This is a genomic window from Alphaproteobacteria bacterium (genome assembly GCA_025210155.1).
Taxonomy (GTDB): Bacteria; Pseudomonadota; Alphaproteobacteria; order Rs-D84; family CASDRH01; genus JAOASE01.
In genome coordinates this window covers 43,183-62,224 of the sequence record JAOASE010000008.1, presented here as the reverse complement: position 1 = coordinate 62,224, position 19,042 = coordinate 43,183, and the positions used below count along the sequence as shown (strand labels likewise).

The 19,042-nt window shown below is 30.6% G+C and carries 16 protein-coding genes and 1 tRNA gene; 11 read left to right on the top strand and 6 right to left on the bottom strand.

What is annotated here, in order from left to right; translation table 11 throughout:
- Nucleotides 1-550: hypothetical protein (locus tag N4A44_03440; GenBank protein MCT4552695.1), on the top strand; the 550-nt coding region annotated here is incomplete at its 5' end.
- Between the two features lie 103 nt (nucleotides 551-653).
- Here N4A44_03440 and N4A44_03435 read toward each other — a convergent pair.
- The 6 genes from N4A44_03435 to N4A44_03410 form a co-directional block, all read right to left on the bottom strand.
- Nucleotides 654-728: transfer RNA gene (locus N4A44_03435), tRNA-Glu, on the bottom strand.
- Between the two features lie 182 nt (nucleotides 729-910).
- Nucleotides 911-1,951, bottom strand: coding sequence for a hypothetical protein (locus tag N4A44_03430; protein ID MCT4552694.1), 1,041 nt, complete (start codon nucleotides 1,949-1,951; stop codon nucleotides 911-913).
- Nucleotides 1,952-1,969: 18 nt separating this feature from the next.
- Entirely contained in the window at nucleotides 1,970-2,392 is a 423-nt protein-coding gene (locus N4A44_03425) for a biopolymer transporter ExbD (GenBank protein ID MCT4552693.1), read from the bottom strand.
- Between the two features lie 125 nt (nucleotides 2,393-2,517).
- Nucleotides 2,518-3,216: a protein TolQ gene (gene tolQ, locus N4A44_03420; GenBank protein MCT4552692.1), complete on the bottom strand. Its 699-nt coding sequence runs from the start codon at nucleotides 3,214-3,216 to the stop codon at nucleotides 2,518-2,520.
- 192 nt (nucleotides 3,217-3,408) lie between these two features.
- Nucleotides 3,409-4,683 (bottom strand): hypothetical protein, encoded by a 1,275-nt coding sequence (locus tag N4A44_03415; GenBank protein ID MCT4552691.1) that lies wholly within the window; start codon nucleotides 4,681-4,683, stop codon nucleotides 3,409-3,411.
- A gap of 115 nt (nucleotides 4,684-4,798) precedes the next feature.
- Nucleotides 4,799-6,283, bottom strand: a complete 1,485-nt coding sequence (locus N4A44_03410) for an ATP-binding cassette domain-containing protein (GenBank protein ID MCT4552690.1) — start codon at nucleotides 6,281-6,283, stop codon at nucleotides 4,799-4,801.
- Between the two features lie 242 nt (nucleotides 6,284-6,525).
- Between N4A44_03410 and N4A44_03405 the strand changes: the two genes are divergently transcribed.
- The 10 genes from N4A44_03405 to N4A44_03360 all read left to right on the top strand — a co-directional run bounded on the left by N4A44_03405 (nucleotide 6,526) and on the right by N4A44_03360 (nucleotide 19,028).
- Nucleotides 6,526-7,026: a DUF4402 domain-containing protein gene (locus N4A44_03405; protein ID MCT4552689.1), complete on the top strand. Its 501-nt coding sequence runs from the start codon at nucleotides 6,526-6,528 to the stop codon at nucleotides 7,024-7,026.
- A 118-nt stretch (nucleotides 7,027-7,144) separates the two neighbouring features.
- Nucleotides 7,145-7,645: a DUF4402 domain-containing protein gene (locus N4A44_03400; protein ID MCT4552688.1), complete on the top strand. Its 501-nt coding sequence runs from the start codon at nucleotides 7,145-7,147 to the stop codon at nucleotides 7,643-7,645.
- Between the two features lie 222 nt (nucleotides 7,646-7,867).
- A complete protein-coding gene (locus tag N4A44_03395; GenBank protein MCT4552687.1) occupies nucleotides 7,868-8,548 on the top strand; it encodes a DUF4402 domain-containing protein in 681 nt (226 codons plus the stop codon).
- A gap of 12 nt (nucleotides 8,549-8,560) precedes the next feature.
- Complete coding sequence (locus N4A44_03390) at nucleotides 8,561-9,448, top strand: DUF4402 domain-containing protein (GenBank protein ID MCT4552686.1); 888 nt, start codon at nucleotides 8,561-8,563, stop codon at nucleotides 9,446-9,448.
- A gap of 44 nt (nucleotides 9,449-9,492) precedes the next feature.
- The gene (locus tag N4A44_03385; protein MCT4552685.1) at nucleotides 9,493-10,341 is read left to right on the top strand and encodes a hypothetical protein; all 849 of its coding nucleotides are present in this window, start codon (nucleotides 9,493-9,495) and stop codon (nucleotides 10,339-10,341) included.
- Nucleotides 10,342-10,366: 25 nt separating this feature from the next.
- On the top strand, nucleotides 10,367-13,849 hold the full coding sequence (locus tag N4A44_03380; GenBank protein ID MCT4552684.1) for a hypothetical protein: 3,483 nt from the start codon (nucleotides 10,367-10,369) through the stop codon (nucleotides 13,847-13,849).
- Between the two features lie 59 nt (nucleotides 13,850-13,908).
- On the top strand, nucleotides 13,909-14,964 hold the full coding sequence (locus tag N4A44_03375; GenBank protein MCT4552683.1) for a glycosyltransferase: 1,056 nt from the start codon (nucleotides 13,909-13,911) through the stop codon (nucleotides 14,962-14,964).
- A gap of 141 nt (nucleotides 14,965-15,105) precedes the next feature.
- Nucleotides 15,106-16,356: a hypothetical protein gene (locus tag N4A44_03370; GenBank protein ID MCT4552682.1), complete on the top strand. Its 1,251-nt coding sequence runs from the start codon at nucleotides 15,106-15,108 to the stop codon at nucleotides 16,354-16,356.
- 85 nt (nucleotides 16,357-16,441) lie between these two features.
- Nucleotides 16,442-17,254, top strand: a complete 813-nt coding sequence (locus N4A44_03365) for a DUF616 domain-containing protein (protein MCT4552681.1) — start codon at nucleotides 16,442-16,444, stop codon at nucleotides 17,252-17,254.
- Between the two features lie 10 nt (nucleotides 17,255-17,264).
- A complete protein-coding gene (locus tag N4A44_03360) occupies nucleotides 17,265-19,028 on the top strand; it encodes a glycosyltransferase (protein MCT4552680.1) in 1,764 nt (587 codons plus the stop codon).
- The last annotated feature ends 14 nt before the right edge of the window (nucleotides 19,029-19,042 follow it).

Genomic DNA, 19,042 nt, shown 5'->3' with positions numbered 1-19,042 from the left:
TGTTCCAGCTCATATGGTAGAAAGAACTTGCGTTAATAACGAAGAAGCTTGCAAGTCGTTAGTTGAAAGCGGAGATGCCGGTACAGCTTTTATTGCAAAAGCATGTCTTAAAAAATATGTAGAATCCTCAAGTTGTGAAAGTATATTAGAGAGAGATAACTATAATGACAATATGTTAAGTGAGGCGTGTCAGGGGTCTTCTTCCAAATCAATTTGCGATACGTTAGCAGATTATGAAGGGGTCTCTACTAATAATTTATATTCCTCATGTAATGCTTCTTCCAATGAAAAGGTTTGTGATACATTAGCAGAAGATCCAAACGCTACAGGAAGTCAATTAGTACACTCTTGTTTCTACACAAATTATTCAGCTACATCAGCTTGTGAAGCATCAATGAAAAAAGAAGATGTTCCAAGTCATATGGTAGAAAGAACTTGCATTAATAACAAAGATGCTTGTAAGTCATTAGTTGAAAGCGGAGATGCCGGTGCAGCTTTTGTTGAAAAGGCATGTAGCTTAGGATATGTTGATATAAGTTATTGTAACTAACAATTTTATTATATTAAAAAATAAGTATATAAAACGATTCATTTTTAAGATTATAAAAACAAAAAAATCTCTTCTATAAAAGAAAGAGACTTCATTAAAAATTTGGCGACCCCAACGGGATTCGAACCCGTGTTGCGGCCTTGAAAGGGCCGAGTCCTAACCGCTAGACGATGGGGTCGTCTCGCAAGACTGAGATGAAACTCAATCAGAACTGCGGACATTATAATATTAGTAAAAAATAAAGTCAACACTTTTTTTCAACTTTTTTAAATATTTATTTCAAGAGAATTTATCCAATTGATTTATCTAAAAATTTTATAATAAAAAAGCCTCCAATTCGTTTTGAAGGCTTATCTATTTTTATTCAATTGCACCACGAGAAGGGCGGAAATTAAATCTAATATCTTTCCAAATACTGTATCTTTCCATAGGCAAGTTATACGGTGCGCAATCAATCAAAGCTCTTCTAGCACTATCTGCGGCAGCCTTAAAGTGAGGATTAGAGTTGTAAGACCTCATATCAACTATGTTAACACTTTGTATGCTTCCATCAGGTGTTAAAACACTATCAATCTCAATAGAAAGATCTTGAATGCCTTTTGCACCCGGATCAATATTCCAACAACCTTTAATCTTATATTTAATTGCATTAATATATGAAACAGAAACTTCCTTGTCCGCAACAGTTTTACCATTGTCAGATTCAGTAAATGCTTTTTTAGGAGCTTCCTCAAGCTTCTCAACTTCAACAAGTTCTTTTAAAAGATTATCTACGGCAGCTTGCTTTTCAGCTTCCTTCTTCTGAGCAATTTCTCTCTCAGCTACATTTGATTTTATATCATCTATAGATTTGAATAAATCTTCCATAGAACCAGTCTTCACATCAGCTTTTTTCAAAAGCTTTTTAGATTTTTCATCAACCTTAGTTTCACCTTTTTTATTAGAAGAATTATTTGCAATATCTACGCTACCACCTTTTACATTATTAGAAGGTTTTTGCTCAACCTTAGGCGTCTTAACTGGAGTAGCAGGAACTGCTTTCTTAGCCACTTTTTTAGGTTGTTCAACTTTCTTAGGCTCTTGCTTCTTAGCAACTTCTTTTTTCTTTTCTACTTTTGGCTTAACAGGAGAAGAGGGTAGATTGTCTTTTTCAGTTAATTTTAAATTCTCTAAATCAAATATAACAACAGTATCTTTTTTAACACTCTTAAGTCTATTCATATTTGTTGTGTAAGGAGCAACCAATATAAGTATGAAGATTAAGAAGTGCAGAACTGAAGATATAATCAAAGAGTCTTTCTCATCACGAGATAAATCTTTAACTCTAATAAAGAAGTCATTTTTGCAATCACTACAAATCTCTTTAAAACTATATCCATATTTCTTTTTTAAATAACTCATCTACAACTCAACCCAAAATTACTTATCCGTAGTCTTCAAAGCAACTTCTTTAAAGCCCATATCCTTTGCTAGTCCCATAACTTCAATAACTTTACCATAACTAACACCTTGATCAGCACTAATCACAATAGAAGCTTTATTATTCTTTTTCAAAATAGCATTAAGCTTTACCATAAGATTTCTCTTTGAAATAACTTTGTTTGAAAGATAAAGATTACCTTCTTGATCTATAGAAATATTAATCGCTTTAGCATTTTTATTTATTGTAGAAGCACCACCATCTGGCAAATCAAGATCTATACCAGAAGTAAGTAATGGGGCAGTAACCATAAATACAGTTAGCAATACAGTCATAACGTCAATCAATGGCGTCATGTTCATTTCATTCATGAACTTTCTATCTTTTCTAGATGTTCTTCTTCTACCGTTTTTATAAACCATTTTCTAATCCATCTTAAATCTATTTTATCTTCAATTTTAATATTGTTTTGAATAAACAAGTATTTTGTGCGAGTGGAAGGAAAATTAAAAGATTTTCTTCCAATTAATCGCGCAAAAGACGCAGTTTACTTCTTTACTTTTTCATCAATCTGACGAGATATTATTGTAAAAAATTCTGAAGCGAAGTTTTCTAATCTCATTTCATATCTGCTAATAGAATCCATAAGTTTGTTAAATCCAATAACAGCAGGTATCGCAGCAATCAAACCTAAAGCAGTTGTTGATAACGCAGTAGCAATACCAGGTGCGATAACACCAATAGATGTAGATTTAGCAGAACCTATTGCGGAGAAAGATTCCATAATACCCCAAACAGTACCGAATAACCCAACGAAAGGAGCCACTGAACCAACTGACGCTAAGAAAGTCATTTTCTTTTCTAATTTTTCAGATTCTTGTTCAACAGTCATGCCCATAATTCTATCAACTCTTTGATAAAGGTTATTAACTTTAGAATCTGTTATGCTTTTTAATAATATCTTAGAAGATCTTTTCCATTCTTTCATAGCAGCTGTAAACACAACTGACATAGGATCGAAAGCTTTACCTTCTAACTTTTTGTAAAGCGCATCTAAGTCACCACCTGACCAAAACGCATCTTCAAATAATTTTGTAGCATGTTTAACTCTCTTCATCATAAAGATTTTTTCTATAATAATTGACCATGCATAGATAGAAGCAAAAAGCAAAAGAACAGAAATTGTTCTAACAATGAAATCTGCTTCAGTAAATAAGTGTAATATTGAAAAAGTTGATGCTTGCATAATAATTCTCCATAAAATTTCGCATTAATATTCGATAAACATTATATACAAAATTCCTAAAAAAATCAAACAAAAAGATTCAAAATTAGCTATGAAATTCTAGGTTTTTAATATGTATAATTACAAACAAAAATTTAAAAGAAAAAGCTAGGCAATAAACCCAGCTCTTAAAGTTCTCAATAATCTTTGGAATTATTTTTTAACTTCTTCAGTTTTAGGTGCTTCAGCTTCAGGGGTAACTTTTATTTTTACTTCTTCTTTAGCTTCAACTTTAACTGGTTCAGCTTTTTTAGTTTCAACTACAGGAACTTCTTCAGTGAAAAGAGGTTGTCCGTTAAATTGAACTGTAAATCCAGAATTTAATTTATCGATTGATTTCTTTTTAGCTTTCATAGAGTCGATTAATTCTTTTACAGAAATATTTGAGTTATTATTCCAGCTAATATTAACGCTTTCAGGTTTAGCAACGAAATCTCTAAGAACAGTTCTTTGTTCTTCAGTTAAATCCTTAGCATGTTTAATATCAACAAGTTTTAAGTCTTTTTCATATTCGTAATTAGGATTAATTTTTTTCATAAATTCATCAAGACCTTTATCTTTATAAGAGAAGCTTGCAAAGTCCATATATAATGAAGCAAAGAATTCTTCAAAATCTTTTTCTAAAGCAGCTTGGTCATTTTGATGTGCTTCACTGTTTTTAACAAAAGTGTTAAGACCTGAGATATATTTTTCTAAGTCAGTAATGTTTGTGCTAATAGCAACTTCAGCAAAGTTGTTAAGATGTAAAGTAACTTGAGAGAACACAGCTTCTTTAGAAACTTGATCGTAAGAAACTATATCTAAGTAAGTATCTTCAGGAAGACCCATAGCAAATAAAAGATCTTTATTAACAGTTAAACCTTTGATGTAATTTTCAGAAGAACCGCTTTTTGTAGGAAGTTCATATTTAAAATCTTTATCAAACATTTTTACAAGTTCAGAGTCTATAGAAGCTTCAGCTACAAATAAATTAACTCCAGGTGCTTGAACAAGAGAAAGAGTTACATTTTCTAAATAAAAGTTTTTAGAGAACAGGCTATAACCAACTTCTTCAACTTCAAACATAAACCCACTTTCTTTAGCAGCTTTTTCAATTTCTTTAACAGCTTTATCAGCAACTTTGTTTTCAATGCTTTGTACAACTAGGAAAGTAGCAATTAATGCGATAACAGCAAGAATTATTGCTTTACCTTTACATCCACAACCTCTGAAGAATCTAACGCAAGGACATTTGCCACCAATTTTGCAAGATCCCATAGTGCAAGATGTAGTTTCCTTAACAGGCTCAGCAGCTTTTTTAGGTGCAACTTTTTTTGCAACAGTTTTAGTTGGTTTAACAACTTTTTTAACAGCTGGTTTTTTAGCTACAGTTTTCTTTTTAGCAGGTGCTTTTTTAGCTACCTTTTTTTCTTCAACTTTTTTATTCATATTTTAACTCCTTTTTTCATTGAAAAACTTTATATTAATTATGCATAGAAAATTTAATATTACAATTAAAAATATAATAAAAAATACCCCCACGAAAGGTGAGGGTAATTTAGTTTTATTCAGCCCAGCCAACTTTATCTAGCCATTCTTTATAAGTTCCATTAAATACGCTAACTTTTCCATCATCGAATACAACAAGTTTTGTTGCTAAATGATGTAAGAACATTTCATTGTGGGTAACTATAACACATCCACCATCAAAATTATCTATAGCATTGATTAATGAATCACAAGAATCTGCGTCTAAGTGGTTTGTAGGTTCGTCCAACATAAGAAGATTTGTTGTGTTAAGTAAAATCTTTCCAAGAGATACACGAGATTTCTCTCCACCTGACAGTACAGATATTCTTTTCTTAGCTAATTCTCCAGAGAATAGCATCGCACCTGCAGTACTGTAAACTTCAGTATTAGTCAATCCACCTCTAGCAGTGAAAAGCTCATCAATAATATTGTTGTTAGGATCTAATCTTTCAATATTGGTTTGTCCGAAGTAACCAATTTTACAGTTAGGGTGGTAAGTAACTTCTCCAGATTTAGCTTCTAATTCACCAACCAATACCTTCATTAAAGTAGATTTACCTTTACCGTTTCTACCAATGATACAAACTCTATCATCTTTTTCTATATGTAAAGATAAATTCTCAATAAGGTTTTCACCATCTTCATATCCAAAAGTAAGATTTTCAAATTTCATCAAGTTTCTTGCTCTGAACTCTTCTTCATTAAAAGTAAATCCAAGAGTTTTAATTTGAGACAACTCTTCTTTCTTGCCCATTTTATCTAATTGTTTAATTCTAGATTGTACACGAGATGCCAAACTTGCCTTAGATCTAAACCTATTAACGAACTTCTCAATTTCTTCACGTCTTCTAGCATCGTTAGCAACTTCTCTCATATACATTTCTTCTTCTAATGCAATTTGTTCATAAAGCTTAACAGTATTACCTTCGCACTTAACCATCTTTTGTCTATGTATTGCCATAGAATGAGTTGTGATACTATTCATGTTATTTCTATCATGGGTAATAAGTATAAGTTCATTAGGCCATTTCTTTAAGAATGAAACTAACCAACGGATTGAAACGATATCCAAATAGTTTGTAGGTTCGTCCAAAAGAAGCAAATCTGGTTCGCCAGCCAAACATTTAGCCAAGTTTAATCTAACTTGAAATCCACCAGAAAATTCATTTGGATCTCTATAAAAATCTTCTATTGTAAAGCCTAATCCAGAAAGGATTTTTTCAACTTTCCACTCGTTATAATAATCTTCTTCTCTTAAACCTAAGCATGCTTCTTCTAAAACAGTAGGTTTGGTAAAGTTCAAATGCTGCTCTAAGTGACCAATCTTATAGCCTGAAGGAGTATTTATCTCTCCATCATAGTTTTCTAACTCACCAGTAAGTATTCTAAATAGAGTGGATTTACCAGATCCATTCAATCCAGCTAGACCAACTCTCTCACCAGAATTGATTTTAAATGAACTTTTATCAAATATTTTTTGTTTTCCGAACGATAATTCTAAATTTTTAATCTCTAACATTTCTGAGCCTTTTAAGAATCGTTTAAGATTCTTTTCTTAATTAAATTTGTATCAAAATATATAACTTTTTTTATCGAAAACATCATAAACAATTTAAAAAAAATATCAATAAAAATCTTGGTTTTAGGACAAAAACAATTTATTTTCTCAAAAAAAGTTTGAAAGAAATCCCAATTTATGCTATAATAACCAACGTGGATATAAAAAAAATTCATATAGTTTAAAATAACGAGGAGAATAAAATGAAAAAAATATCTTTATCATTGCTAGCTTTGGCTGGTGTTTTAGTTACAGCTGAATCAAGAGCAGCTTCAATCAACGGTGTTGTTAATGCTGAAATTGTTGCTCCACTAGAAATCGTAGAAGATACTCAAATGGACTTTGGTACTTTATCTACAGATGGTACTCCAGAAACTGTTGTTATGGACAATGCAGGAAGTGTTACATGTCCTTCAACTATGTATTGTGATGGTTCTACAGACGCAGGTGTATATACAATTACAGGTGCTCCTAACGGTTCTGTTGATGTTACAGTTTCAGACGCTGTTTTATCTGATGGTAGTGGTAACACAATGTCACTAACTAATGATTATGGAATTAAAGCTGGAGAAACTTTAGATGGTACTGGTGAGTTAGTAATCAATGTAGGTGGAGAATTAGCTGTTGCAGGTGATCAAGCTACAGGTATTTATTCAACATCAAGCGTTGGTGGTACTGCAATGACTATTGACGTTAACTATTAATTTAGTAAACTTAATTATTTAAAAAGGGAGAATTTTTTCTCCCTTTTTTAATTTGAAATAGAAAATCTTTTGTGTTAAAATATCAAAAGAGTTTTATAAATAAGGAAAGAGGGGATTTATGAAGTTTTTTTTAACATTATTTTTTAGTTTTTTAACATTTATTTCTACGAATTGCTTCGCAGTTTCTATTAATGGTATAGTAGAAGCAGAGATTGTTTCTGAGCTAGAAGTGTCAGAAAGTAATTCAATATATATGGGAACTATCTCTACAGATGGTACTGCAGAAACAGTATCAATAGACTCTTCAGGCAATGTAACATGTCCCCCAACTATGCATTGTGATGGGATACCTCAGTCTGGTAAGTATACTATTTCAGGAGCTCCAAATGCAGAAATTAGCTTAGATGTTCATGAATCAACTTTATCCAACAGTGCTGGTACAGAAACTATGGATTTTACACCTAATGTAGGTTTGGGAGAGGCAAGAACATTAGATGGAACAGGTAGTCATACTTTAGAAATTGGAGGAGATTTATCTGTTGGTGCAAATCAAGAATCTGATACTTATTCAACATCTAATACAGGTGGAGTCCCAATGTTAATAGATATATCTTATTAATATTATTTTTGAAGGGAGAGGATTGATTTTAAAAGTATTTAAGGTAATGTTATTTTCTTCATCTGCGTATTCATTAGCAATACATCTTTTGCCAGGATTTCTTACAATAGAAATTCTCAAGGTAATTTTGGAAATCTTCAGCCATCAAGTCCTTCATTTTTTAATGTGAGTATGTCTGGAACAAGTTCTCCGAATGTATCGGTGATATCGGGAGATGTTACTATGTTGGGAAGTCCAGTTCTAGGTCATGTGACTCTTACAACAAATAAAACAGGGATAGCTTATTCTTTACCAGCCAATGTTCAACTTATTAGAAATAGTTCCGTGATAGATTTTGCTCCGACAGCTACTGCGGTAGGAGATCCAGATACAACAATAGACTTGTATATAGGGGGTGTAATCACTAATTCAGGAGTAGATTTAGAAACAGGAAGGTATAGAGGGACTATGGCTCTTCAAATTTGGGATGACACATGGGGTCCAAGAAGTAAAAATATAAGGTTTGATGTTAGGGTTGATCCAATTCCCGTAAGTGTTACTATGACTAAAAGCGATGTTAATATGGGGGCTATAATAATAAATGATGGTAAAAGGGTTACCTTTAGTATGTTGCAAGATGGAAGTACATCAATTGTTAGAGGTGATTTCTCAATAGAAGGAAGTCCTAGTTTAGCTACATTTGATGTTTCTGGGCAACCAAATCAAACAATTAATTTTAATTCAAGTGCAGTAAGTATTGGAGATGGTAATGGAAATTTCATCACAGCAACTCCAATAGTTGATGATGCCAGTCTAGATGCCTCAGGAACCTTAAGTTCAACAGTTGGTATGAAATTAAATATCCCAGCAGGAACACCTATGGGAAGCTACAGTGGTAATTACACGGTGGATGCTAATTACTAAGAAAGGACCTAAATGAAAAAGAAATTACTAACAATTTTGCTAGTTTTTTTTGTTGCTCTAAGCATAGGAAATAAATCTTATTCGAGGTCTTCAGCCTATAAGATTTCAGATTTAGATTTTGGCAATGTTATACCAAGTTCTCCTACTAAATTTACAATAGATATGGATGGTTTGTCTAGTAATCCTATTGTTATATTGGGTGATGTTTTATTGGGAGGGAATCCTTATTCAGGTGGGGTAAGCATTGATAGTAGTGTAGGTGGAATTAGATATAAATATCCTAAAAACGTAACTCTAAAAAGTAATGGTAGTAGTTTGGATGTAGAGTTATCTGTTACGGAATATGGAGACCCAGATTATTATTTGGACCTTTATATAGGGGGAAAAGTTATAAGTGCGTCACCAGGAATTGAGGCAGGGACTTATAGGAAGACCATAAAAATTAGATATAGAGATCGGAATGATAGAAAGTGGAAAAAGCAAAAGTTAAAAATCAAGGTTGTTGTAAAAGAAATAGCTATAGGAATTGAAGTAGAAGATGCTGATATAGATGTTGGAACTATACTTTTAGAAGATGACAACGGAGTTATAGTTGGTGTTAATTTAGATGGAACATCTACCGTTATGTCAGGTAATGCAACTATAATGGGAACCCCTAAGAAAGGTAGGGTGCGTCTTAGGGGGCAACCAAATAAATCTATTATATTCGTACGTAGAAAATCTCAGTTAACGAATTCATCTGGTAAAAAAATAGATATGGAAACTGTCTTGGATAGTGATACAGATAACATTGGAATAGATGGGTATTTAGATAGAGATATAGGTGCGATAATAACAATACCAGCTGGAGTTGAACCAGGTAATTATTCTGGCAATTTTAGCTTTGATGTTAACTATTAATATGATATAATAAAACAAAACAAAAAGAGGAGTAAAAAACAAAAATGAACTATAAAGGGATAAATATATTTAAACTACTAACTTTAACAGTTTTAATCTTAGCGGGTGTTAGGGGAGTTTCGTCTGCTTTTACGATTAATCCATATTATTTAGTATTTGAGGGCAGGACAAGAATTCAAACATTTACAGTAAGAAATAATGGTAATGAAGAAAAGTCTTATAAGGTTTCTTTGAAGCATCTAAAACAAACAAAAAGTGGTGGTTACGAAAAAATTCAAGATGACGAAAGTCAAGGTGTTAAGTTTGCAGATGATTTTTTAATGTATGGTCCAAAATCATTTTCATTACAACCTAAAGAAAGTAAGACTATTAGAATTCAAAGTAAGCATATGACTTCTGATAAACCAGATGGAGAATATAGATCTCATCTTTATGTAAAAGAAACATCTAAAGTAAAAAAAGCTATTTCTAATAAAAAAGCCAAAGAAGGTACTTTGAGCATGACAATTGGTGTTGATCCAGGAATATCAATTCCACTTGTTGTTAGAAAAGGTAATTTAACAGGAGATGTAAAAATTTCTAATTTTAGAATAGTTAAAACGGAAGATGGAGGATCTAAGCTTTTATTATCTCTAGAAAGAACCGGAGACATTTCATTTAAAGGTAAGTTAGAAGTGTTGAAAGATGATGAAGTTATTGCTATTCAAAATGGATTGGCTATCTACCCAGAAATGGGCCATATTTCTTTGGAAAAAGAATTAAAAGATAGAAAAACTAAAGAAAATATTTCCTATGAATCTCTTAAAGGAGAAAATATTACAGTCGTTTATACTACTGAAAAAAGATTTAATAAAAAAGATATTTCTGTAGAAAAAAGCATGGAGATTGAGTAAAGGAGAATAAAGTTTCATAAGAGGTATGAGGGGAAGGATATTATATAAAATATTAGCTTTATTTGCATGTTATTTTATAATAACTTCTTCTTCTGTATCTTTTTCAGAAGAAAATAATGGTGTAGCTCAATCGTCAGTAGATGATGTTTCAATACAATCTTTTAGTATTAGGAAAGTTGGAAAATTTATAATAAGAGAAGATTATCCAGAAGAATATGGTATTTATAACTTAAAATTAAAAAGATATGAACTATTAGATGGCTTCATGATTTACCAAGAAGATACAAACACTTATTTACCGATGTCAGATATAGTATATGCCTTAGAATTTCCAATATCTGTAAATGCTACAAGTGGAATAGTTAAAGGTTGGTTTATAAACAAAAATAGAGAATTTCTAATAGATTTATCCAAAGGGACTGCGGAAGTAAATGGCACAACTGTGAAGTTAGATGCTACTGATGTTCATTTATATGATAGTGAGATTTTTATTAAATCAGCTTTATTATCTAAATTATTCAACATAAGATTTACTATCAAAGATGAAAGATCATCAGTTCTAATAGAATCTGATGAAATACTTCCTGTCGAAGAAAATATAATAAGAAGAAATGCTTACGATAACTTTTCATCTTATGAAAGAACTAATGTTTTAGCTGGTATTAAAAATGAAGATGTAATTTCAAATGAGGAAAATTTTACAGTTCCAGCTGTCGATTTTAGTTTAGGTTTTACTCATAGAAAAATCACAAACGAAAGTAGTGATACTGAAGAGATTAAAGATAGCTTAAACACATCCATTTATGGAGGCGGAAGATTTTTAGGATTTGATAATCAATTTAATTACTATAATGACACAGAATCAAAGAAAGATTTTTTAAGATTTAATTTATCAGAGTACTATCCTGATGAAGAGGATAAAATAAAATACCTTGAATTTGGAGATATTTCAGCTCATAAATCTGCTTTGATAAGTAATGGAGGGCTTGGTAGAGGTTTACAATTCACAACGTTTGATAGGTTAAAATCTAGTGATAAGAAAAGTGTGGATATAGTAGGAAGTCTTCCGTTCGGATGGGAGGCAGAGTTATCTAAAAATGGAACAATTTTAGCTTTCCAAAGAGAAAACAAAGATGGTCAATACGAATTCTTAGATCAGCCAGTTAATCTAGGTCTTAATATATTTAAAATTACTTTACATGGTCCATTTGGTCAAAAAGAAGAAAAAGAAAAAATAGTATACATTTCTCCAACGGCAGTTGATGAGGGAGAGCTAGGTTTTAAATTTTCTATGCTACAAACAAACAAACCACTTTTTGATCTAGAAAATAAAGACTATTATACTGATAAGATAGCATTGGAAACAGAATATGGTATTACAGATAACTTATCTTTAGTAACAGGGTTATCTTTGAAAGACATAACTGATAAAAGTACGCAATCTGAACTGGAAGAAGAAGAAAATCTATTTTTAACGGGTTTTAAAGCCAATATAAATTCAAACGCCTTAGGTTTGTATTTAGCTCAAGGTCTTGATAGTAAAGAGCAGGCAATCCAAACATCATTTGAAACAAAGTTATTAAACCTAAATTTATTAGCTGAATATAGTGATTTTGGAAAATTAAAAACAGAAGAATCTTACCTAAACACAGAGCATGTTGAAACCTTAACAGAACTAAGATTAGGAGGTGCAATGAACTTTGGGATAAAGAGGCTTCCATTCTGGATTAATTATAGAGAGGGTAAAACAGTAGATGATAAAAAAGAAACAGAGCTTTCAGGTAATATAAGTTATAACTTATTATCAAAATTATCATTAACATATGAGTTATCAGAAAGAGATACATTTTCAAGAGATAAAGAAAGCTATAGTACAATAAGGCTTAGTGCTAATTATCTTGGAGCCGATCTGAGAGCAGAGGCATCTTATAGTAATAGTAGAGATGAATTAACAAGTAATAATATTAGTGCTGATATAGATCTTAACGATACTATTAGCACATCATTTAGATGGCAACACAGATATAAAACTAAAACAACTTCCACCTCTTCAGATTCATTCTCTGCAAGTTTAAATAAAATGTTTTCATTTGGTACACTTAGTTTTACAGGACAGGTAACAGATACAGATGATTATTCTATAGGAATAAGATATAATTTTGGATTAAGAAGAAATCCTACCACAAGAAAATATCATTCATTTAATGGGAATGTTTCTAGTACATCTTCGCTTTCGGCCAACATTTTCTTAGATGATAATGAAAATGGTATAATGGATGAAGACGAAGAAAAGTTAGAATATGTATCCGTAAAATTAAATGGTTCGGAAAGAGATGAACTAAGTGATAAAGATGGAAATGTATTTGTGCCGTCTATATCAACTTATAAAGCAGGTTTAGTTACTATAAACGAAGAAACTCTTCCAGATATATCAATGGTACCATCAATAAAGAACATCCCTATTAGAGGTAAACCAGGAAGTTGGGTTGAGATAAGTTATCCAGTTGTTTTAGCTGGTATAGTAGACGGAACAGTTATTACTAAAGTAAATGGAAGAAAAAGAACTCAAAAAGGTATGAAAATTTCATTAATAAAAGAAGGTTCTGAAGAAATACATGAACTTATTTCTGACTCTGACGGTTATTTCAGTTTTGAAAATATAAGAAAAGGTAAATATCAAGTTATATTTGATGAACAACAGCTAAAAGATCTAGATTTAAGGGTTGAAAAAAATCAAATATTTAGAGTCCATGAAGACAATCTATTTATGACATTAGATAATATAATTCTAAAACCAGGATACAAACCTCAAAGAAGAAAATTAGAAGTCTACAAACCTGAAAAAACTAAATTTAAAAACTATGTTAAAGGTAAGGTAGAATGTCCTTTCACTGGATGTAGAAATAAAATTGCTGGAATAAGAGTAAATCTTATTAAAGAAGGAATCTTATTCGGAATAACAAAAACAGATGATTATGGAAACTATAAATTTAATAATGTTAAAGCCGGTGAATACGAAGTAAGACTATCAACGCCAGATTTAATAATTAGAGGCTTAAGACAAGAAGATGATATCGAAATTGAATTAGAAAAAGATATAGAATCTATTGATCAAAACATTCCTGTTATAAAAGATCTAGGAATGACAGCTAAATATAAAAAGTTAGAAGTATTTTTAGAAAAAGATAAACTTATAAAGAAAGAAGAATTAAAAAATTCAGAAGAGTCTTTCATAATAGGTAGGATTGAAAAGAAAAGAGAAGGTGAGCCAACTCTTCCAGCCGAAGGAATAAAAATAAACCTATATAGAGATGATGAAATTATAAGAGAAACTATCTCTGATAATATGGGTATATACTCTTTCGATGAACTTGATAAGGGTGAGTATGATATAAGATTAGACAAAGGTCAATTAAGGAATCTTGAAGTTGATCTAAAGAGTATAGGAAGGCATATAAATATAAATAGTGATAAGCTATATCTTGAAATGCCAAAGATAGAAATTTAATCCTTTAAAATAATTTTTACATATGTTATAAAATCAAAAAATAAGAATAGGAACTTGCAATGTCTAAAAATTCTCCAAAAATTTCAATAATAATACCAGTTTATAATGCTGAAAAATTCATAAATCAAACAGTAGATTCAGTGCTATGTCAAACATATGATAATATAGAAATATTATTAGTTGATAATAAGTCTAAAGATAAAAGTTTGGAAATAATTAAAGCTTATGAGAAAAAAGATAAAAAAATTAAAGTATATCAAGAAAATGATAAACAAAGTGTTGGCGCAGCAAGAAACTTAGGTATTAAAAAAGCTACAGGAGAATACATCACATTCATAGACGCTGACGATATTGCTCAACCATTCCTAGTGGAAAAATTAATAGACAATGCGCTGTTAAATAAAACAGACATAGTTTATGGTCTTTCAGCAAGAAAAGGTAGTTTGAAAACATATGGTGTGCTATTCAAATGTAATAAGCCAGAAGACTTCAAGAAAAACTTTAATAAAATCAGTGTAATCCACGGAGTTTTATATAAAAAATCATTCCTAGATAACAATAATATAACTTATCATGAAGGCGTACTAACAGGTCAAGATTGGGTATTCAATACAACATGTATTTTCAATACCGATAAAATTTCAAAAGAACCAACTATCGTTTATACATACATCAAACAAGACGGATCTCTTTCAACTGTATTTAATGAAAAATTCTTAACAAAAACAGTTTTAAGTGAAGCCCAAATAAAACTATTTAAAGAAAAGAATTTAATAGGTGATAAAAGATATAATAGAGCTCTTTTCAAAACTCTTTTCAAAACATATTTTAATACTAGAAGACAATTAAGGTCTGATCTTTCAGCAAGATTTAAAAACGAATATTTAGACATGATTGCGAGAGAAGGATTAACAAAAACTTTCTATATATATAAAACACTTTTCCATATAAAGAAAAACCTTCTTAACATAGTATTACTTTCTTTATTGTATATAGCAAACACAGCCAATACAGCCTTTGCATTAAAAGTAACGTTCAATACTTTAGCAGTAATATATGTGGCTCACATTTTAAATACAATTAGAAAAAGAAATAAAAGAAAAGCAAAAAAATAATTTTTTTTCTTGACTATAGATAAAAATATTCTATATATGTTCTATATGAAGAGGGAGAACTATATCTGCTTCTTATTTAATTAAAATCACACAGCCTTTCCCAATCTGGGAGGGGCTTTTTTATTATAAAAAGGAAAAAATATGAGTAAAACATTACAACTAAGAAGAGGTACTACAACAGAACATTTAACTTTCACAGGTAGTGAGGGGGAGGTGACAATAGATACAACAAAACAAACAGCCATAGTACATAACGGGACAAATGCTGGAGGGAAAGCTTTAGCAAGAGAAGATTTATCAAATGTAAGTCAGGAAACAATATCTAATAAGGGAATTGCCAAATCAGATTTATCAAACCTAGATATGGATAATTTAGAAAATATTGCCAAGGTAGATTTAAGCAACGTTGAACCAGGAGCGTTCATCCAATTTGAATTAGCGAAGAATGATCTTATATCAGCACAATCAGCCACGGAAGAAAAACAAGGGGCCATATCTCTAGCATCTAAAGAAGAAACTATAAAAGGTCAGGATATAAACAAGGCAATAACTCCAAAAACTCTAAAAGAATATATAAATTCATTCTTTTCAATAAATTCAGAATTCAAGCCATCTCTACCTCCTAAATATATAGAGGGATTTATAGCCTCAAATTTCAATGAAGATACAGGTCATGATATAACCATATCAGTAGGAAGCTGCAGAGATGCGAATAATTCTATAGACATATTATTAACAACTCCAATAACTAAAAAATTAGATACAAGCTGGAACGAAGGAAGTGAAGTAGGGGGATTAGCAAGTGCTCTTAGCATTTCATCAGAAACAACATATCATTTATTTATAATATCAAAAGAAAGTGGTGAGGTAGATGCTGGTTTTGATACCTCATTAACAGCAGAAAACTTATTATCTGACGCAGAAGGATACACTTACTATAGAAGGGTATATTCAATAATAACAGATTCTAATGCAAACATAATTCCTTTCAATGCATATGAGATTTGCGGTGGTGGGGTTAAAACAGAATATATGAGCAAAGTAATGGATATCTCTTCAGCTGCATTTAATTATTCTTTAGCTAGATTTTTATCTAAAGTATCTATACCTGAAGGAGCGAACATGCTATCTGATTTTAGATCTAGAGTTATGGATGGTAGTGGAGATGCAATATTATTTACATCATCATCACAACCTGATTTTTCTGTAGATAAAATTTCTGGCGATAATAATGAATTTATAGGTCAAATATATTCAACTAATAATAGTGATTTTATAACGGATTTTTCACTTAAAATTTCAGATAGCAAGATAGGTATAAGAAATTCTGAAAACAACAACATAGGAAGCTTATACGTTCAAACTCTTGGGTACACAGACATCAGAAGATAAGTTCAATTATATACATTTAAATAGTTGAAAATTAAAGGTCTCCATGTTATATTGATTTTAACTTTAAAAGGAGGCCTTTATAGTTATGAAAAATCAAAAATTAGTAATCTATTCATGCATGACAGGAGGATATGATGATATCCTTCCAGTTCCAAAAGATAATAATATAGATTTTGTTATGTTTACAGATACTCCGAAAGATAAATTACCAAAGGATAGTAATTGGGAGTTTAGGCAAATAGATAGTACTGTTGCAAGAGACTCTCACTTTATAAATAGATATTATAAAGTACATCCTCATAAGTTTTTATCTGATTATGAAGCATCTATATACATAGACTCAAATATACAGATAATGAATACTGATTATATAAAGGATAGACATAATGAATTATTAGGAGGTAAAGAAATAATTTCAATACCAAAACACCCAGAAAGAAAATGTGTTTATGAAGAGATTTCAGGTGTTATTATTAATAATAAAGATAAATTGGGTAAAGTTAAAAACTCTCTTAAGTTTTTAATTCGAGAAGGGTATCCAGAAAAAAATGGTTTATTTGAAAATGGATTTACTTGGAGAAGGCATAATAATAAAAAATGCATAGAAGTTATGAATACATGGTGGAAAGTTCTTTCAGATCCAAATCTTTCAAAAAGAGATCAGTTATCTTTAGTTTATAGTGCATGGAAACATGATCTAAAAATAGAAATGTTCTGGAAGGATGGGAAATGTTGTAAAACATCTGATGATTTTAAGTGGAGCAAACATCCAAGAAAAAGAAAATATAGATTCAAGGGTAGAAACAAGGTTCTACACGAGCTGAACATTATAATGTTACAAGCACAAGGTCTATACCTAAAATTATTAAAGATATTTTACAAAGCAAGATTTAAGTAGAAAGCATAAAATGAATAAAAAAGTTATATATACAGCAATAGTCGGTGGCTATGATATTATCCCAGAAATCAAATATAGAATGAAAGGCTGGGACTATATTTTATTTTCAGATAGCGTAGATAAAGGAACTTTTAAAGGTTGGAAAGTAAAACCTCTACAAAGTAATGTAAAGCCAGATATCGACTATAAAACAAAATCTGCAAGATGGCATAAAACACACCCGCATAAGCTATTTCCAGATTATAAATATTCTATTTGGATAGATTCTAATATATCGGTAGAAAATGATACTTTAGAAAAAAAAGTTGAAGAACTTATAAATAAAGAAATAAAAATATCTAGTGTAAAACACCCAGATAGAAAATGTTCATATAAAGAAATTAAAGCTTGTTTTAAATTTGGTAAAGATACATTCTCAAACCTTAGAAAGGTTAAATCTTTTTTAAAGAAAGAAAAGCTTCCTAAAGATATGGGATCATTTGAAACAGGACTAATGTTTAGAGAGCATAATAATACTAAGATCCAAGAGCTTGATAATCTTTGGTGGTCATTAATAGAGAAATATTCTAAAAGAGATCAACTAACATTTCCTTACTCTTTATGGAAAAGCAATATTGAATGCCACAAGATATTAGGTGAAAATCATAGTGTAAGAAATCATAAAGGTTTTAAGATTATAAATCATAAAGTGAATAATAAAAAAGTTAAACCTATAAAAAGGTTTAGAAGATTTTTAATAAAAATTAGACTTAAAAGATATCAAAGGTTGTTAAAAGTTTTTGGAATGAATATAATAAATTCTCAAAGGGGATCTAATCTAAAATATTTTGCCCTATGCTTTAAGATTTGGAAGGCAAAAATAAAAAAGCAAGGTTCTATAATCCTTATCAAATCCACATATCCAGATGACAAAAGAAGATTAAATTGCGGAGATTTATATCTAGCAGAAGACCTTTGCAAAGGAATGTCTATAGATGGAAACAAAGCATTTCCAGTGCCTTTAAATTATTGGAGTAGAGGACTTATAAATAAGTTATCAAACTATTCTATAGTATTTAGAGGTTTATTTGAAATGGACTTTTCTAAATTGAGTAGAGATAATCATTACATGTATTTAATATCTCATCCAGAAGACGTTATGATATCTGAAATGAAGAATTATAAGGGAGTTTTCGTAGCAAGTAAAAACTATGCAGAGGACTTAAGAAAAGTAGGTGTGAATGCTTTCTACGTACCACAGTTCACAAATCCAAATAAGTTTAAAGAAGAAAAAGACGATAACTTTAAGCATGACATTCTATTTGTAGGCAACACAAGACAGGTTTACAGAGAGATAGTTAAAATGTGTATAGATAATAACATAAATGTAGACGTCTATGGTAAAGGCTGGAAAAAATTTATCCCAGCTGAAAATTATAAAGGGAAATTTATAAAAAACACAGACCTTGCAAAGCATTATTGTAATTCAAAAATAGTTCTTAACGATCATTGGGATGATATGAAGAGATATGGTTTTGTTTCTAATAGAATCTTCGATGCAACAGCATGTGGAAGTTTCATAATAAGTGATCATATTAATGAAATAGAAGAGAACTACAAAGGTAATGTTGTTACATACAAAACCGAAAAGGAATTTGTAGATAAAATTAATTTCTTCTTGAATAACGAGAAAGATAGAAAGGCTAAAGCAAAAGCTGCCAAAGAAATCACTCTTAAAGAATTTACAGAAGATAGAATCGGAAAGAAGATGTTAGATATAATAAAGTCATCTTAACCTAAAGAAAATAA

Coding starts and splice junctions, on each gene's coding strand:
- N4A44_03430 (MCT4552694.1), bottom strand. CDS start 1,951: ATGAGTTATTTAAAAAAGAAATATGGATATAGTTTTAAAGAGATTTGT.
- N4A44_03425 (MCT4552693.1), bottom strand. CDS start 2,392: ATGGTTTATAAAAACGGTAGAAGAAGAACATCTAGAAAAGATAGAAAG.
- tolQ (MCT4552692.1), bottom strand. CDS start 3,216: ATGCAAGCATCAACTTTTTCAATATTACACTTATTTACTGAAGCAGAT.
- N4A44_03415 (MCT4552691.1), bottom strand. CDS start 4,683: ATGAATAAAAAAGTTGAAGAAAAAAAGGTAGCTAAAAAAGCACCTGCT.
- N4A44_03410 (MCT4552690.1), bottom strand. CDS start 6,283: ATGTTAGAGATTAAAAATTTAGAATTATCGTTCGGAAAACAAAAAATA.
- N4A44_03405 (MCT4552689.1), top strand. CDS start 6,526: ATGAAAAAAATATCTTTATCATTGCTAGCTTTGGCTGGTGTTTTAGTT.
- N4A44_03400 (MCT4552688.1), top strand. CDS start 7,145: ATGAAGTTTTTTTTAACATTATTTTTTAGTTTTTTAACATTTATTTCT.
- N4A44_03395 (MCT4552687.1), top strand. CDS start 7,868: ATGTTGGGAAGTCCAGTTCTAGGTCATGTGACTCTTACAACAAATAAA.
- N4A44_03390 (MCT4552686.1), top strand. CDS start 8,561: ATGAAAAAGAAATTACTAACAATTTTGCTAGTTTTTTTTGTTGCTCTA.
- N4A44_03385 (MCT4552685.1), top strand. CDS start 9,493: ATGAACTATAAAGGGATAAATATATTTAAACTACTAACTTTAACAGTT.
- N4A44_03380 (MCT4552684.1), top strand. CDS start 10,367: ATGAGGGGAAGGATATTATATAAAATATTAGCTTTATTTGCATGTTAT.
- N4A44_03375 (MCT4552683.1), top strand. CDS start 13,909: ATGTCTAAAAATTCTCCAAAAATTTCAATAATAATACCAGTTTATAAT.
- N4A44_03370 (MCT4552682.1), top strand. CDS start 15,106: ATGAGTAAAACATTACAACTAAGAAGAGGTACTACAACAGAACATTTA.
- N4A44_03365 (MCT4552681.1), top strand. CDS start 16,442: ATGAAAAATCAAAAATTAGTAATCTATTCATGCATGACAGGAGGATAT.
- N4A44_03360 (MCT4552680.1), top strand. CDS start 17,265: ATGAATAAAAAAGTTATATATACAGCAATAGTCGGTGGCTATGATATT.